Source organism: Coxiella endosymbiont of Ornithodoros maritimus (assembly GCF_907164965.1).
Lineage (GTDB): Bacteria > Pseudomonadota > Gammaproteobacteria > Coxiellales > Coxiellaceae > Coxiella.
Window position 1 is genome coordinate 1 of sequence record NZ_CAJRAM010000045.1, and the last position, 15792, is coordinate 15792.

Below are 15792 nucleotides of genomic sequence, written 5' to 3' on the forward strand. Positions count from 1 at the left end.
TTCAGAATTAAAGAGCTTTTATGAGGGGCTCGTTAAAAAAGGGAAAAAGAAAATGGTAGCGTTTGTAGCACTAATACGAAAAATTATTGTTATCGCCAATGCCAGATTAAAAAAATTTGAACAGAAAAAATCGCTAACTGCGGTATCACTGTGAAGCTGTGAATAAGGTGTGTAAAATGACTATTTATTATCCAGTTTTCAAACTTGCTCACAGCAATTCAAACATAGTTGATCCCGGCTAAAAGGCTAAGAAAAGCACCATCGGTGTTTCTCTTAGCCCCCTAAATCCCATTGGGTGATGGATAAGAGCAGCAATATAAGGTACTATGCTTACTAGCATTTTGAGTATACTGATGGAAAATCAAGGGGTTGTTAATCAATTAACCAGGTTTGAAGTTAAGGTATCGGGCCAGCCTTTGAGTAAGCTACCAGAAGACCTTTACATTCCGCCGGATGCATTGCGTGTTTTTTTGGAAGCTTTTGAAGGGCCGCTGGATCTTCTGCTTTACCTAATAAAAAAACATAACATTGATATTTTAGATATACCCATCGCTGAAATCACCCGGCAATATATGCAATTTGTCGATTTGATGCGTGAAATGAGAATTGAATTAGCGGCGGAGTATTTGGTGATGGCAGCCATGTTGGCGGAAATTAAATCGCGCCTCTTATTACCGCGACCCGTTGTAGAAGAAGAAAATGAGGAAGACCCACGCGCAGAATTGATACGTCGTTTACAAGAATATGAACGTTATAAAAAAGCGGCTTACGATCTAGATCAACTGCCTCGTGTGGGACGTGATACTTTTATTGCTGATGCGGCTGTGCCACCGATGAATATCGCTAAAATTCATCCCACGGTAGAATTGCCAGAATTACTAAACGCGTTGAAAGACGTATTACAAAGAGCTTCGCTTTATAACGCTCATTCCATTGCGCGCGAGTCTTTATCTATTCGCGAACGGATGTCGCGAATTTTATCGTTGCTTGATAAAAAAAATTTTATTGTTTTTAGCTGTTTATTTACTTTAAAAGAGGGGCGGATGGGTGTTGTCGTTACTTTAATTGCTACCTTAGAATTAATTCGTCAATCCGTCATTGAACTCGTGCAAGCTGAGCCGTTTGCACTAATTCACATTCGGGCTAAAGGATGGAAAAATGAGTGAAGTCAATCTAAAAATCGTTATTGAAGCCGCCTTATTCGCCTCTGCTGAACCTTTAACGCCAGAGCGTTTACAACAATTATTTGATGAGCAGAACCCAATTTCTTTACCCGAAATTAAAAATTTATTATCTGAACTTAAAGAGGATTATCGAGAGCGAGGAGTGGATTTACAAGAAGTAGCGAGCGGATATCGTTTTCAAGCGCGGCCCAATTTTTCACCGTGGTTACAACGCTTATGGAAAAAAACCCCCGCCCGTTATTCCCGTGCCTTGTTGGAAACCTTAGCGCTGATTGTTTATCGGCAACCCATTTCCCGAGGCGAAATTGAAGAAGTCCGTGGAGTGGCGGTAAGCAGCGATATTATTAAAAAATTATTAGATCGTGAATGGATCAGTGTAGTGGCCCATCGCGATGTGCCTGGAAAACCAGCCTTATTTGGCACGACAAAAACTTTTTTAAATTATTTTAATTTAAAAAGTTTAGAGGAATTACCGCCGTTGGAAGAAGTTGTCGATTTAGAAAAAATAGAAGCTCAATTTGATGAACAGTTAGCATTGCTCGTTGAAAAGAAGGCTCCTGAGGGAATTGAACCTTCCACTCTCCCACTTGCGGAAGAGGATTAAGGAGAGGCTTTGAAAGAACGCATTCAAAAAGTGCTAGCCCGGTTCGGTCATGGTTCACGTCGCGAAATTGAAAAAATGATCGCGGAAGGGCGTATCAAGGTCAATCAACGGCTGGCGCAATTAGGTGATCGTATCACTGAACAAGACCTCGTTTATATCGATGGGCAATTATCTTCGTTTAGCGCTCCTGAACAAGTACGCGTCCTCTTGTATCACAAACCGGAAAGGGAAATATGCACGCGTAAAGACCCAGAAGGACGGATGACGGTTTTTGAAACTCTGCCGCGTTTGAAGGATGGCCGTTGGGTAATTATCGGTCGTTTAGACATCAACACCTCCGGCCTATTGTTATTCACCAATGAAGGCGAATTGGCCAATCGATTAATGCACCCCTCCGCTCAAGTTGAACGTGAATATGCGGTGCGCGTACTGGGTGCCGTCGATGCCGAAATGACCAAAAAATTAGCCCATGGTATTGAATTGGAAGATGGGAAGGCGCGTTTTGAAGATATTGTGGACGTTGGTGGAGACCGAAAAAATCGTTGGTTTCATGTGGTCGTCGTTGAAGGGCAACATCGTCTCGTGCGGCGGTTGTGGGAATCTCAAGGCGTTAAAGTGAGCCGATTAATACGCGTACGATTTGGTCCAATAATATTACCAAAATCCTTACGTCGAGGGGCTTGGAAAGAATTAGAACCTCCTGAAATCAAAGCATTACAAAATATTTCGATACTTCCTCGCTAATTGTTCCAAATTTAATTGATTTAAGAAGAGCGAATAACTTCCCAAGCGCTGAGAGTTGGTAAATCTTTAAATTGGGGCGGGATGTATTGGGGCGGAGTCAATAATCCTTCTTCAGCTAATTCTTTTAATAAATGAATATTAACTAAATCTTTTTTTTCGGTGAATATTTAAGGAAGTTGAGAAAGATCACCGCTCCCTATCCTAAGGCGAATATAATTGTAAATTAAAATAAATCCTTTGGAATAAGATAAATCTTTGCTAAAAGGAGCTTGATCGGGGGTGCTGCCAGGAAAAATATGCACAGCGTCGTAATAGCTTTCATCCTCAGCCTGGCCCTTTTCATGAAAGAAATTAAAAGCATCGATAAAATTATCGCCATTTTCGGCCATATTAATGGCGACGACGCGGTTGTTGATACGTCGTGCTCGAGCAGGGTACGAAGAAAAGGTAAAAAGTTCCGTTAAAATAGCCACTCCTTCTTGAATAAAATAACGGTTGTCGATGGCGGTCCTTTACTTAAATAAGGTAGATATCTTTTGTTCAAGGCCGTTTAACGTGGTGCCTAGATGTACCAAACCTTCGTGAACTTCATAAAGTTGGATAACAAGTTTGCTAAATTTAAGACCTTCTCGCAATTTAATTGCATCAGTACCAGATGAGGCGTCTGCCAGGATATTATCGCTAAGTTTAACGTGAATATTTTTTCTTCCTAAAATATTTTTCTAAACGATCGCTTAAAATTTTAACGGTTTCTCTAGTCGTGTATTTATTTTTATATTTTTCTGTCAGCGTTTTTTCACCAATGTGATCAAGCGCTTTGCTAACTGTCAATGAAAGATCTCTTAAACTAGGGGCTCCGGCATAGAAAGCTTCGTTGCAGCTACAATAAAGGTCTTGAGAAATTTTGGAAAATTCTTGAGTGCCTCGCGCTTTTAAAAGGTGAGTGAGATCGGGATATTCGCGACAACGTTGCTGAATTAGGGTGCTAATTGCACTGTATTTACCAAATGTAGGATTAATCTGATGTTCGATGTTATAAAATTCTTGTAATTTTTGAGCGAGGTCAAATCCAAGGTCATTTTATTGATAATATTCGGTATTTAGCGGCGGCAATTTAGCGAATTTATCCCTAAATTTATCCCTAAAAAAGACTTCCTTAATACTCTCATCCCACTTAATCGCATCTAAGATCCGTATAGGGCGTTGCGCTAATACAATTTGCTCAGACAACTCTCGAATTTTTTTGTGCAGGGGTGAGTTTTGCTTCCATCCTTAAATCCTTTAAAAATTCCTCTTTTTAAATAAAGTTCGAAATAATCCCGACAAATACAAGCCACTGGATAAAAGCATCCAACTTACCATCATTGTAATTTTTACCGTATCAACAAAAGGTTTGTAATGGCTAGGCCTCAAATTTTGAGGGTAATGCGATTGAATAGAAATTGAAACTGTCAGATACCCACGTCGCGCAGCTCGAATTAATATCTCGCTTTCAAAAGCAAAACCTTGAGACCGGGGTCGTGGAAGACAATATTGTAAAAATTTGATGGGGTAGAGGCGATAACCGGATTGAGTATCAATGATTCGCTGGCCTGCTGTCCACGAGATGAAAAAACGGCGACTTGATTGGCACGGTGGCGCATTTAGGTGCGTTTTCAGCATTATGTGTGCGCGTGCTGATGATAATCTGGTTCGGATACTCATTCATGCCCTCAATAAATTTAGGTATGTCCTGAGGGTCGTGTTGAGTGTCGGCATCCATGCAAATTGCCGCACGTACCTTCAATTGTTGTAGGTGTTGAAAACCCCGCATTAGGCTTGCTCCTTTTCCTTGGTTAATAAGGTTTTTTATTATTATAGCGGGCAGATCGCTGAGTTGAGCAGCAGTATCATCGGTGCTGCCGTCATCGACGATGATCACTTTATCGGTAAAAGAAAAAATAGGTTCGACAATACTGCGAATGCTAGCTTGTTCATTGTAAGCAGGGATAATAATGGCAATATCGGAATGTAATGGTTTCATTTTTGCTGATTTAACTGAATTAATTGATAAAGGATATCTAAAGCTTGTTTGGGCGTTAGGTTATCGGGATTTAATTTGTCTAATTGCGTTAAAACAGGATTTTCTACTGACAGAAAAAGTTCATTTTGCTGTGGTTGTTGGGTTTCAGCAATAATAGGATTTTCCAATTCTTCTAATTTTTGCCGAGCATGCTGAATTACTGAGCGAGGAATTCCTGCTAACTGCGCTACTTGCAACCCATAACTTTTATTCGCCGGCCCCTCCCTCAGAGCGTGTAAAAAAATAATTTTTTCTTCGTGCTCCACAGCGTCTAAGTGAACATTTTTAACCGCCGGTAGCGTCGAAGCTAAAGCTGTTAATTCAAAATAATGGGTTGCAAACAATGTAAAAGCTTTTAATTTTATTGCTAAATAAGAAGCGCAAGCGTAAGCCAACGAAAGCCCATCAAACGTACTGGTACCGCGGCCAACCTCGTCCATTAGCACTAAACTTTCTTCTGTCGCATTATGCATAATCGCCGCAGTCTCAGTCATTTCTAGCATAAAGGTTGATCGGCCACTGGCTAAATCATCTGCCGCACCGATACGAGTGAAGATCCGATCAATGGGTCCAAGTTGCGCGTTTTTAGCGGGTACGAAACTACCAATATAGGTGAGTAAAGTGATTAAAGCTGTTTGCCGCATGTAAGTAGATTTACCACCCATATTCGGGCCAGTAATGATAAGCATTCGGCGCTTTTCGTCGAGATAAGTGTCATTGGGCATAAACGGATCGGTCATTACATTTTCCACAATGGGGTGACGCCCAGCCTCAATTTTAATAATAGGGTAATCGCAAAACTGTGGGGCGTTAAAATTAAGCGTGTCAGCCCGTTCAGCGAGGGTGTTTAAAACGTCCAGGTTTGCAATTGCACTTGCACATTCTTGTAAAGGAATTAATTTTTCGATTAAGTTATCCAATAATTGTTCGTAAAGTTCTTTTTCCCGGGCCAGCGCGCGGGAGCGGCTGCTTAACACTTTGTCTTCAAAAATTTTTAATTCGAAAGTAATGTAACGTTCCACATTTTTTAGAGTTTGTCGCCGAATATATTCGGGGGGGGCCTCTTTAGCTTGAGCGCGTGAAATTTCAATGTAATAACCATGGATGCGATTATAACCAACTTTAAGTGTGTTTATTTTGGTGCGTTCACGCTCTTTTTGTTCTAAGTCAATTAAAAATTGGTGACTGTTAGTACTCATATTGCGCAGTTCATCCAATGGCGCGTCATAACCGTCGGCAATCACGCCGCCATCGCGAATAACCATCGGTGGGTTTTCGATAATCGCTTTTTGTAATAATCGAAATAATTCATCAAAAAGACCAAGGTTATTTTTAATTTCTTGTAATTGTTTATTAAGTGGCAAGTTAGTGAGCTGTTGGTGAAGGGTTGGTAATACACCGAGCGCCTCGCGCAGTTGCATTAAATCTCGCGGCCGAGCAGAGCGAAGTGCGATGCGTGTCACTATCCTTTCGAAATCCCCGATATGGCGTAAATTTTCATAGATTTCCGAATAATTTCTTTTTTCGAAAAGGGTAGAAACCGCGTTTTGTCTTTGTTGCAATAAAATTTGGTCGCGCAAGGGCCGATTAATCCAGCGGCGTAATAATCGGCTTCCCATGGGGGTGGCTGTGTGGTCGAGCAGCCAAGCCAGAGAGTGAACTTCTTTGCCTTGTAAATTGGTGATTAATTCCAGGTTACGGCGGGTGTTAGCGTCGATAAATAGGGCTTCCTCATTTTGTTCAGCTTGAATGGAGTGAATATGAGGCAGTGCGCTTTTTTGTGTGTAATTAACATATTGCAGTAAACATCCTGCCGCCGTAATGGCCAGTGGCAAATGAGTAATACCAAATCCATCCAAACTTTTTGTCTGAAATTTTTGGCACAATAAAGTGAGTGCAGTGGCATGATCAAATTCCCACGGAGGCCGGCGCTTGATGGAATCGGCTTTAAGCGGATGAACATTATTTTCTTCACTGATTAAAAGTTCTGCCGGGCGAATACGTTCAATTTCAGCGAATAGCGTATTTTCAGAAATAATTTCCTGAATCAAAAAACGCCCGCTGGTAATATCTAACGTCGCGATGCCGAAACGATTTTTCTCTTGATGAATTACCATTAATGTGTTGTCGCGATGTTCATCAAGCAGTGCTTCGTCGCTCACGGTACCTGGGGTGATAATACGGGTTACTTCGCGAGCGACAGGACCTTTACTGGTTAAGGGGTCTCCAATTTGTTCGCAAATGGCAACGGATTCACCGAGTCGAACTAGTTTTGTTAAATAATTTTCGACGGCGTGGTAGGGAACACCGGCCATCGGAATGGCATGGCCGGCCGATTGACCTCGAGCGGTTAGCGTAATATTTAATAATTTCGCCGCTTTTTTAGCGTCATCATAAAATAATTCATAGAAATCACCCATGCGATAAAAAACTAAAAGATCGGGGCAGTCGGCTTTAATGCGTAAGTATTGACGCATCATGGGTGTGTGCTGACTAAAATCGTTTTGCGTCGTTGGCGATTTTGTTTGAAGTTCCATTATTAAAAGCTTAGTGAAAGCCGTCGAGATACTCAAGGGCTGTGTTATGATTTGGAGAGATTGTAATTATTTGCCTCTCCTAGCCTCTCCCGAGCGGGAGAGGGATTCTGGAGGGGTGGCGCTGAGGATCTATACAACTTTTTCTTGATTTGGCTTTGGGCTCTTGTTTTGAGTGCTATACTATATAAGTGGATGTAAATCATTATCCTTTAAGCCGCCAATTGGGTTTGGTGTTGAAAGCTAGGGGGCTGAAATTGTCTGCGGCAGAATCCTGTACGGGCGGTGGGTTTTCTCGCGTAATTACGCGAGTGCCGGGAAGCTCAGCCTGGTTTGATTGTGGTTTTGTCACTTATAGCAACATTTCAAAAGTAGAACTTTTAGGGATTGATCCTCAATTGATCAAAAAGGATGGCGCCGTTAGTGAGTCGGTGGCCCGAGAAATGGCGCTGGGCGCATTAAAGAGAAGTCATGCCCATATTGCGGTGAGCATCACCGGAATTGCCGGGCCAAGTGGGGGCACCACAAAAAAACCGGTAGGTACAGTCTGGATTGGCATAGCTAAGAAGGGACGTAATGCGCTGTGTCGTAAAACTTTTTTCGAAAGCGGACGTAAAAATGTTCGTAATTGCGCCATCACGTATGCATTGAAATGGTTAATTGAATCTGTGAAAGTGAATAAGAATGAGTAACAACGGTATACCAATTAGCGTTATTTGTGGAATAATAGCTATTAAATAAATACGAATATTAAATTCTTCTGTTCATAAGGAGTCGGAATGGATAATCGTAGTAATGCGCTGGATGCTGCTTTGTCGCAAATTGAACGTCAGTTTGGTAAAGGTTCAGTCATGCGTTTAGGTGATCCCGGACTCGTACGGGACATCGATGTCATTTCGACAGGTTCCTTGGGCTTGGATATCGCTTTGGGTGTGGGTGGATTACCTCGGGGTCGGATCATTGAAATTTACGGGCCGGAAGCTTCCGGAAAAACCACGCTAGCCTTACAAACAATTGCTTCTTGTCAGCGCATGGGCGGTACGGCTGCTTTTGTGGATGCGGAACATGCGTTGGATGCCATTTATGCGGGCAAATTAGGTGTTAAAGTAGAGGACTTGTTAATATCCCAGCCTGATACAGGGGAACAAGCTTTAGAAATTACGGACATGTTGGTTCGCTCGGGCGCCGTTGATCTGATCGTGATCGACTCCGTTGCCGCCCTGACGCCAAAAGCCGAAATTGAGGGTGATATGGGCGATTCTCATATGGGTTTGCAAGCGCGTTTAATGTCCCAAGCGCTGCGTAAACTCACGGCAAATATTAAGAAATCCAATACCTTAGTGATATTTATTAATCAAATACGTATGAAAATTGGCGTTATGTTTGGCAATCCGGAAACGACCACAGGGGGAAACGCACTTAAGTTTTATGCATCAGTACGCTTGGATATTCGCCGCATTGGAGCGATCAAAAAGGGCGAAGAGATTTTAGGCAGCGAAACTCGAGTAAAGGTAGTTAAAAACAAGGTGGCGCCACCTTTCCGTCAAGTCGAGTTTGATATTCTTTACGGTCTTGGTATTTCGCGTGAAAGTGAGTTAATTGACCTTGGTGTTAAAAATGAACTGATCGAAAAAGCGGGTGCTTGGTACAGTTACAATGGCGAGCGCATCGGCCAAGGAAAAGAAAATCTTCGACAATTTTTCCTTGAAAATCCAAGAGTTGTAGAGGAAATTGAAACACGTTTGCGTGAAAAACTGTTGCCGCATCAACAAGGCGAGAAAGCCGCTGCAGAAGTCAATGCAATAGAATGATGGATTTGCGTACGTGCAATTTCCCTTTTGGCGAGACGAGAACATTCACGAGAAGAATTAAAGCGAAAATTCGTTACGAGAGGCTACAAGCTTCCAGAAGTTGAAACCGAGTTGGGCATCCCTGGCCAGGGAAGGCCTTCAAAGTGATGAGCGATATGTCGAAGCCTACGTGCACCAACGCATTGAGTCTGGCTTCGGCCGTCGTCGAATCATCGCAGAACTCCAACAGCGAGGTATTGAGAATTCTTTAATTCAGCAATATATGCCTGGTGATGAATCGTTCTGGGTTGAAACATTGTCTTCGGTTTGGAAAAACAAACATGGATGTAAAAGTGTAAAAGAAAACCATCAGCCAATCAGATGCGTTTCCTACTGCAACGAGGATTTGATTTAAAACAAATTTATAAACTTTTTTAAAAAAATGAATAGCAATCAATTACGAGAAATTTTCCTGAATTATTTTAAACAATTGGATCATGAAGTTGTTCCAAGTAGTTCATTAATACCGAAAAATGACCAGACGCTATTGTTCACTAATGCGGGGATGGTGCAATTTAAAGATGTTTTTTTGGGTCTGGAAATACGACCTTATCAGCGCGCCGTTTCGATACAACCTTGTATGCGAGCAGGTGGAAAACACAACGATTTAGAGAATGTTGGTTATACGGCCCGCCATCATAGCTTTTTTGAAATGTTGGGGAACTTTAGTTTTGGCGATTATTTTAAACGCGATGCTATTAAATTTGCATGGGATTTTTTGACTAACGTTTTAAAGTTGCCGCCTCAACGATTGTGGGTGACGGTATTTCAGGATGACTTTGAGACTGAGTCCATATGGCTTAAGGAAATCAAAATAAATCCAGAGCGGTTCTCGCGTTGCGGGGAAAAGGACAATTTCTGGAAAATGGGCAACACCGGGCCTTGTGGGCCGTGTACAGAAATATTTTATGACCACGGGCCAAGTATCTCTGGAGGCCCACCAGGCAGCGCAGAGGCAGATGGCGACCGATATGTGGAAATTTGGAACTTAGTATTTATGCAGTACAACCGCGACGCAAAAGGAAATCCCCACCCTCTTGCAAAACAGAGCGTAGATACAGGGATGGGTTTAGAACGTCTGGCGGCTGTTATGCAGGGTGTCCACGACAATTACGATATCGATTTATTCCAGTATTTATTCAAAGCGTTAAGAGTGCTTCTTAAGACCGAGGACCTTCACAATACTTCAATGCGGGTGATTGTGGATCATATTCGCTCGGTTGTTTTCCTTATTGCCGATGGAGTGATCCCTTCTAACGAAGGGCGGGGTTACGTCCTGCGTCGTATTATTCGCCGGGCCGTTCGTCATGGGTATAAATTGGGGCAAGAGGAACCTTTTTTCTATCAATTAACCAAACCGTTGGTAGAAGAGATCGGGGGTGCCTATCCTTTGCTTCGTAAATCCCAAGCACTGATCGAGCAAACCATCAAGCAGGAAGAAATACAATTTTCTAATACATTAAAAAAAGGTTTTAAGATTTTATACCATAAAATGGCTGCCTTACCTTCCCGTCAAATTCCAGGCAATCTAATTTTTCAATTATACGACACCTATGGATTCCCACCTGACTTGACGGCTGATATTGCAAGAGAGCGTGGTTTTGTGATGGACTATGCAGGATTCGATAAAGCCATGGAACGCCAGCGTGAACAATCGCAGCAAGCTCATCAATTCGTAGCTAATTATGCCCAAAAATCTATTAGCGGCGAAACGCAATTCGTAGGCTATGAAACGTTAAATTCGCAAGCGAACGTAATTTCTTTGCTGCAGAATGATCAGCCTACCAACCGATTAAACAAAAGCGAAAAAGGAGTGGTAGTACTGGATCGCACCCCCTTTTATGCAGAATCAGGAGGTCAAGTCGGCGATCAAGGGTTTTTATATTTTGAAAAAGGCAGTTTTCGTGTTGAGGATACTAAAAAGCAAGGCGGTATTTATTTACATATTGGTGAGATGTTAAAAGGTCGTTTAAATGTAAAAGATAAAGTTCGCGCCGAAGTCGATGTGTCGCGTTTTGATATTATGCGTAACCACTCCGCCACACATTTGCTTCACGAAGCTTTGCGCCGTGTGCTCGGTGAACGCGTGATGCAAAAGGGCTCTCTGGTTGAAGCAAACCGTTTACGATTTGATTTTTCCCATGCTAAACCTCTTATGCCAGAAGAGTTGCAGGCAGTCGAAAAATTAGTTAATCAACAGATCCAAGAGAATTTGCTTTCCACTATCGAAGTGATGACCCCAGAAGAAGCGAAGAAAAAAGGTGCGTTGGCTTTATTTGGAGAGCGGTATGGCAAAGAGGTCCGTGTACTCGAAATGGGTAATTTTTCTACTGAAATTTGCGGCGGAACCCATACAGAGCGAACGGGGGAAATTGGTTTATTTAAGATTGTCTCTGAATCCGGTTGCGCGGCTGGCATTCGACGCATTGAAGCAGTCACTGGTAAGGTTGCGCTAGACTATATTGAATCCGCTGAGCAACAATTACGTTCGCTCGGTGCTTTATTAAAAACGAACCGTAATAATTTAACGGCGAAGTTAGGCCAAATTTTAGAAGATCATCGCAAATTGGAAAAAGAACTAACAAAATTAAAACAGCGGCTGGCGAATCAACAGCTTGAAAGCTTAATTAACCAAGTGCTGGATATGCACGGCATAAAAACGCTTGCCATCCGATTGGAAGCCGTTGATCGTGAGACGCTACGAGCAATCGTAGATCAATTAAAACAAAAGTTAGGGAAAGCGGCCATCGTATTAGCGATGGTAGAAGGAAAGCGGGTACAGTTAGTAGCGGGAGTTACAAAAAATTGCTTAGATCATTTTAATGCGACAGAACTACTGACGCCGATAGCCGAAAAGGTTGGTGGCCGCAGCGGGGGGCGCCCCGATTTGGCTCAAGGAGCAGGAGAAAAACCGGAGAATTTGGAAGTGGCGCTTGCAGCTGTGCCTAAATGGGTTGAGAGAAAGCTAAAGGAATAATTTTTATGGCGTTGATCGTTCAGAAATTTGGTGGAAGTTCGGTTGCGAATCTCGAACGCATACAAAACGTGGCCCGCCTTATTTCTGAAGCGCGTCAGGAAGGCCATGCCGTGGTAGCGGTTGTTTCCGCTATGTATGGCGAAACAGATCGTCTCATCAAATTAGCCCAGTCGATATCGGATTCTAATGGGCGTGAATATGATACTTTAATTTCTACAGGCGAACAAGTTTCAGCTGCTCTTTTGAGTATGGCTTTGGAGGCCCGTAATTGTCCTGCCCATTCATATACAGCAGCTCAAATTCGATTGCGTACGACTAATGAGCATAAAAAAGCGCGGATTGTGGACATCAACCCTGAAATTTTGCACAACGATTTAAAAGAAGGGCGTGTTCCTGTCATTGCTGGTTTTCAAGGGGTTAGCGATACGGGAGATATTACTACCTTAGGCCGCGGAGGATCTGATCTCACGGCTGTTGCATTAGCAGCAGCCCTGGAGGCAGACGAATGTCAAATTTTTACGGATGTCGATGGAGTTTATACGAGTGATCCGAAAATTGTTCCTCAAGCTCGCCGCATTCCTAAAATTATCTTTGATGAAATGATGGAAATGTCGAGTTTGGGGGCGAAAGTTTTGCAAAATCGCTGTTTAGAATTCGCGGGTAAATTCAAAGTACCGGTGCGAGTTTTGTCCAGTTTGCGCAAAGGTCCCGGCACGTTAATCACTTTTGAGTGGGATTCAGCGGAGCAGCCCCTGGTTTCGGGTATCGCTTTTGATCGCTGTCAGGCTAAGTTAACGATCCAGGGCATTCCTGAGAGGCCAGGGTTAGCAAGCTATATTCTAGGGCCTATTAGCAAGGCCAATATTGAAGTCGATATGATTGTGCAAAATGTGCCTACGATTGATGCTAATATTGACTTTAGTTTCACGCTTCCGAGGGACGATTATAAAGACGCTTTTTTGATTATGAAACAGGTAGCCAACGAGCTTGCCGCAGGTGCTGTATTAGGTAGCGATCAGGTTGCTAAGATCTCCTTGGTGGGAGTAGGGATGCGCTCGCATGCGGGCATCGCCTCTCAAATGTTTAGCGCATTAGGCCAAGAAGGAATCCATATCCATCTCATCACGGCCACCGAAGTTAAGATCTCCGCGGTTATCGACGAGAAGTACCTAGAGCTGGGGGCCCGCACGCTCCATTCAGCCTTCAAGCTAAACCAAGAAATAAAATTTACTTGATTTATCAGTAAATTCCATTATCCTTTTGAAGCGTTACTAAGAGACAAGTTCGCTAAACTTGTACAGTATACTAAAATCAAATATAGGGAGGTTTGCCACAAGGCTTGCAGGTAAGGATTCCTCAAAGAAGGAGAGGAAGATGTTAATACTAACCAGACGTATCGGTGAATCGGTAATCATTGGAGACGACATCAAGATAACCGTTCTTGGTGTAAAAGGTAATCAAGTCCGTCTAGGGATAGACGCCCTGAAAGATATTTCTGTTCACCGCGAAGAAATTTATGAGCGGATTCAGCGGGAGAAATTGGCTCAGCCAGAAGACCAGCCTGGGAAGACCAACGAATCTGCATAACATAACCTCACCCCCACTGTGCACTGTGATACTCGGGGTTTTCGTGATTTTTTTCAGTCGTATTTATTGCCGTAGCTAACGGCTCTCCACAACGATTTTCTTTCCGTTAACAGGATGTTATCATAGATGCCTTATGTCTTCTGCTGTGGAGAGATGGCCGAGAGGCTGAAGGCGCTCCCCTGCTAAGGGAGTATGGGGTGAAAGCTCCATCGAGGGTTCGAATCCCTCTCTCTCCGCCGGTTTGGCATAATTTTAAGCAATGGCCAGTGAGTTCCAGCCAACGCCATCAAGCGGAAATCTAAATTTTATCAAAGAGTTAAAAGAATGCCTAAAGAGAGCACACTTTCTGGTGCTAGCTGATCTTTGTTTCAGAAGTGCCTTTGAAATTGAGAGGATCATCGGTGCGAAAAGGATATTCCGATTTATTAGTATGTTATTGCTTTTTTGAAAGCGCACCTGCTTTTTTTAGGTCATTGTTATGAAAAGCGATCACCAATACGTTCCCAACGAACGCGATTTTTTTGAGAATCCCAACTCATCCAAATTAAAATTGCGCGGCCGATAAAATTGCCGGCGGGAACAAAGCCCCATGAGCGGCTGTCATCGCTGTCGTCACGATTATCGCCTATCATCACGTATTTCCCTTTGAGAACAATTAAATCTTTAAAGTTTTGCGCCGGTCTATCTGGCCGTAAAATAATTAAATGTTTAACACCGTTTAAATCTTCTTCATATTCTTTTGCCGGCCAGGTTTTACCGTCGTCGCCGATTTCCAGTGTATTTTTAATAAATTTTTGCGACATCTCTTTCCCATTAATATAAAAAATTTTATCCTGATAAGTGATTCGATCGCCGGGTACGCCAATAACACGCTTTACAAATGTAGCTCCCGGATTGACGGGCCAACGAAATAAAGCAATTTGACCCCTTTTCGGCTCACCAATATCAACAATTTTTTTATTCCATAATGGAACTCGCAATCCATAATCGTACTGATTCACTAAAATCATGTCGCCAGGCATGATCGTTGGCTCCAATGAACCTGTGGGCACTCGATATGGCTGAAATAAAAAAGAGCGAATAATTAGTACAATCAATAAAATTGGGAAAAAGGAACGGGCGTAATCAATAATAAGCGGTGGCTTAGTGCCTTTTTCAGTCGGGATTTTTTTAATCCGCCCGCAGAGAATATCCACTAACCAAATAACGCTGGCAAAAATCGTTAGCAGCGATAAAATATTAAGAAAATCGAAAATCATTTATAACCTCTAAATAGTCGGTACGGAATAAATAGCAACACCCCGAAAAACATAAGAAGACATGGCGCCCCTCACAGCATCCGGCATCGTGTGACCAAATAAGGATACAATTACTCCGTTCGCTCCAACCCGCGCCGCCATTTCTCTCACGTACTTTTGGATGCGCGCCTCACCTTCTGGCGTCGGTTTTTTCGAATAAAATTGGAGATTGATATTGCCTAAACGTTGATATACGTAGGGAGCTGTTATCGTACTATAGAGGCTCACTTGATCAGCAGGAACGGGAGTTTGGGGGGATGCAGTGGGTAATAGAATTCCTTGAGGCTCGGCGGGATGCGAAGGCACCATTAGATAAATAGCAATAAGTACCATTAATCCGATTAAGACAGCAACTATACTGCTTTTCGTAGCATCTGGATTCAAGATTCCTCTCCTCAATTATTAACGCCTCAATAAATGCCCTGAGTTTGCATCCTAGATAAAATCATAAAAACTCCTAACACATCCCTTCCAGAATCCCTCTACGCTTGCGGGAGAGGGCAGGAGAGGTAAAAACCGCAGCAAATAAGTTTTAAACTTATCCCATCTGTTACCCACAAGTCACAGCTATTTCCAATTTTAGCAAAGTAGCCTGTATGAAGCGCAGTGAAATACGGGGATGATAGACGAGATCATTATTTTCCCGTATTCTGCTTTGGTCTATACGTATATGGCCCCAGGGTTGTTGTCAACAATCAGTTTTGACGAAAAGAACGTATATGCGGCTTCACAGAGCCACCGCATGAATTAGCCTCATCAACCTCAGGTTTTACCTTAACGTCCTTAACATCACATTGCCGCGTTTACTAATCCGCGACAAGACCTCCTTATTCTCACTCGCGTGTTGTGGAGGAACTAACCCAATAAACACCAACAACTTGCCAGAAACAGATGAAATTGATGAATGTCCCTCCCCGTTCGCATAAACCGGCAGCGCCGTTAAATCCCCCCC

At 42.8% G+C, this 15792-nt stretch carries 12 protein-coding genes, 1 tRNA gene and 4 pseudogenes; 10 read left to right on the forward strand and 7 right to left on the reverse strand.

The window, feature by feature from the left end:
- Nucleotides 1-326: 326 nt before the first annotated feature.
- The 3 genes from OWO34_RS04940 to rluB are packed head-to-tail and all read left to right on the forward strand — an operon-like array spanning nt 327 to nt 2532.
- Nucleotides 327-1166, forward strand: coding sequence for a segregation and condensation protein A (locus OWO34_RS04940; protein WP_267256752.1), 840 nt, complete (start codon nt 327-329; stop codon nt 1164-1166).
- Nucleotides 1159-1788 carry an SMC-Scp complex subunit ScpB gene (scpB, locus tag OWO34_RS04945; protein WP_267256753.1) on the forward strand — a complete coding sequence of 210 codons (630 nt, stop codon included), beginning with the start codon at nt 1159-1161 and terminating at the stop codon, nt 1786-1788. The genes OWO34_RS04940 and scpB overlap by 8 nt, the downstream gene beginning before the upstream one ends.
- A gap of 9 nt (nt 1789-1797) precedes the next feature.
- A complete protein-coding gene (rluB, locus tag OWO34_RS04950; RefSeq protein ID WP_267256754.1) occupies nt 1798-2532 on the forward strand; it encodes a 23S rRNA pseudouridine(2605) synthase RluB in 735 nt (244 codons plus the stop codon).
- 20 nt (nt 2533-2552) lie between these two features.
- Here the strand turns inward: rluB and OWO34_RS09780 are convergent.
- The 4 genes and pseudogenes from OWO34_RS09780 to mutS form a co-directional block, all read right to left on the reverse strand.
- A pseudogene (locus OWO34_RS09780) lies at nt 2553-3248 on the reverse strand (tyrosine/phenylalanine carboxypeptidase domain-containing protein).
- Entirely contained in the window at nt 3220-3564 is a 345-nt protein-coding gene (locus tag OWO34_RS09785) for a tyrosine/phenylalanine carboxypeptidase domain-containing protein (protein WP_407647519.1), read from the reverse strand. The pseudogene OWO34_RS09780 and the gene OWO34_RS09785 overlap by 29 nt, the downstream one beginning before the upstream one ends.
- A 249-nt stretch (nt 3565-3813) precedes the next feature.
- A pseudogene (locus tag OWO34_RS04960) lies at nt 3814-4555 on the reverse strand (glycosyltransferase family 2 protein).
- The gene (gene mutS / locus OWO34_RS04965) at nt 4552-7131 is read right to left on the reverse strand and encodes a DNA mismatch repair protein MutS (protein WP_456064371.1); all 2580 of its coding nucleotides are present in this window, start codon (nt 7129-7131) and stop codon (nt 4552-4554) included. The pseudogene OWO34_RS04960 and the gene mutS overlap by 4 nt, the downstream one beginning before the upstream one ends.
- 188 nt (nt 7132-7319) lie before the next feature.
- Here mutS and OWO34_RS04970 point away from each other — a divergent pair, with 188 nt between their 5' ends.
- From OWO34_RS04970 to OWO34_RS05000, 7 genes and pseudogenes are all read left to right on the forward strand, one after another.
- Complete coding sequence (locus tag OWO34_RS04970; RefSeq protein ID WP_267256756.1) at nt 7320-7820, forward strand: CinA family protein; 501 nt, start codon at nt 7320-7322, stop codon at nt 7818-7820.
- Nucleotides 7821-7907: 87 nt separating this feature from the next.
- On the forward strand, nt 7908-8939 hold the full coding sequence (gene recA / locus OWO34_RS04975) for a recombinase RecA (RefSeq protein WP_267256757.1): 1032 nt from the start codon (nt 7908-7910) through the stop codon (nt 8937-8939).
- Nucleotides 8936-9356, forward strand: a pseudogene (locus tag OWO34_RS04980) (regulatory protein RecX). The gene recA and the pseudogene OWO34_RS04980 overlap by 4 nt, the downstream one beginning before the upstream one ends.
- A 4-nt stretch (nt 9357-9360) precedes the next feature.
- Complete coding sequence (gene alaS, locus OWO34_RS04985) at nt 9361-11955, forward strand: alanine--tRNA ligase (RefSeq protein ID WP_267256758.1); 2595 nt, start codon at nt 9361-9363, stop codon at nt 11953-11955.
- A 5-nt stretch (nt 11956-11960) separates the two neighbouring features.
- On the forward strand, nt 11961-13190 hold the full coding sequence (locus OWO34_RS04990; protein ID WP_267256759.1) for an aspartate kinase: 1230 nt from the start codon (nt 11961-11963) through the stop codon (nt 13188-13190).
- Nucleotides 13191-13329: 139 nt separating this feature from the next.
- Entirely contained in the window at nt 13330-13542 is a 213-nt protein-coding gene (csrA, locus tag OWO34_RS04995; RefSeq protein WP_267256760.1) for a carbon storage regulator CsrA, read from the forward strand.
- A 147-nt stretch (nt 13543-13689) separates the two neighbouring features.
- A tRNA-Ser gene (locus tag OWO34_RS05000) sits at nt 13690-13778 on the forward strand.
- Nucleotides 13779-14018: 240 nt separating this feature from the next.
- Here the strand turns inward: OWO34_RS05000 and lepB are convergent.
- The 3 genes and pseudogenes from lepB to OWO34_RS05020 all read right to left on the reverse strand — a co-directional run.
- Nucleotides 14019-14801, reverse strand: coding sequence for a signal peptidase I (gene lepB, locus OWO34_RS05005; protein ID WP_267256761.1), 783 nt, complete (start codon nt 14799-14801; stop codon nt 14019-14021).
- A gap of 9 nt (nt 14802-14810) precedes the next feature.
- Complete coding sequence (locus tag OWO34_RS05010; RefSeq protein ID WP_267256762.1) at nt 14811-15239, reverse strand: hypothetical protein; 429 nt, start codon at nt 15237-15239, stop codon at nt 14811-14813.
- 376 nt (nt 15240-15615) lie between these two features.
- Nucleotides 15616-15792: pseudogene (locus OWO34_RS05020) on the reverse strand (transposase); the annotation flags it as partial.

Excerpts from the sequence above, each read along its gene's own strand:
- lepB (WP_267256761.1), bottom strand. The coding sequence starts at position 14,801 with ATGATTTTCGATTTTCTTAATATTTTATCGCTGCTAACGATTTTTGCC.
- OWO34_RS04990 (WP_267256759.1), top strand. The coding sequence starts at position 11,961 with ATGGCGTTGATCGTTCAGAAATTTGGTGGAAGTTCGGTTGCGAATCTC.
- alaS (WP_267256758.1), top strand. The coding sequence starts at position 9,361 with ATGAATAGCAATCAATTACGAGAAATTTTCCTGAATTATTTTAAACAA.
- scpB (WP_267256753.1), top strand. The coding sequence starts at position 1,159 with ATGAGTGAAGTCAATCTAAAAATCGTTATTGAAGCCGCCTTATTCGCC.
- csrA (WP_267256760.1), top strand. The coding sequence starts at position 13,330 with ATGTTAATACTAACCAGACGTATCGGTGAATCGGTAATCATTGGAGAC.
- OWO34_RS04940 (WP_267256752.1), top strand. The coding sequence starts at position 327 with ATGCTTACTAGCATTTTGAGTATACTGATGGAAAATCAAGGGGTTGTT.
- recA (WP_267256757.1), top strand. The coding sequence starts at position 7,908 with ATGGATAATCGTAGTAATGCGCTGGATGCTGCTTTGTCGCAAATTGAA.
- mutS (WP_456064371.1), bottom strand. The coding sequence starts at position 7,131 with ATGGAACTTCAAACAAAATCGCCAACGACGCAAAACGATTTTAGTCAG.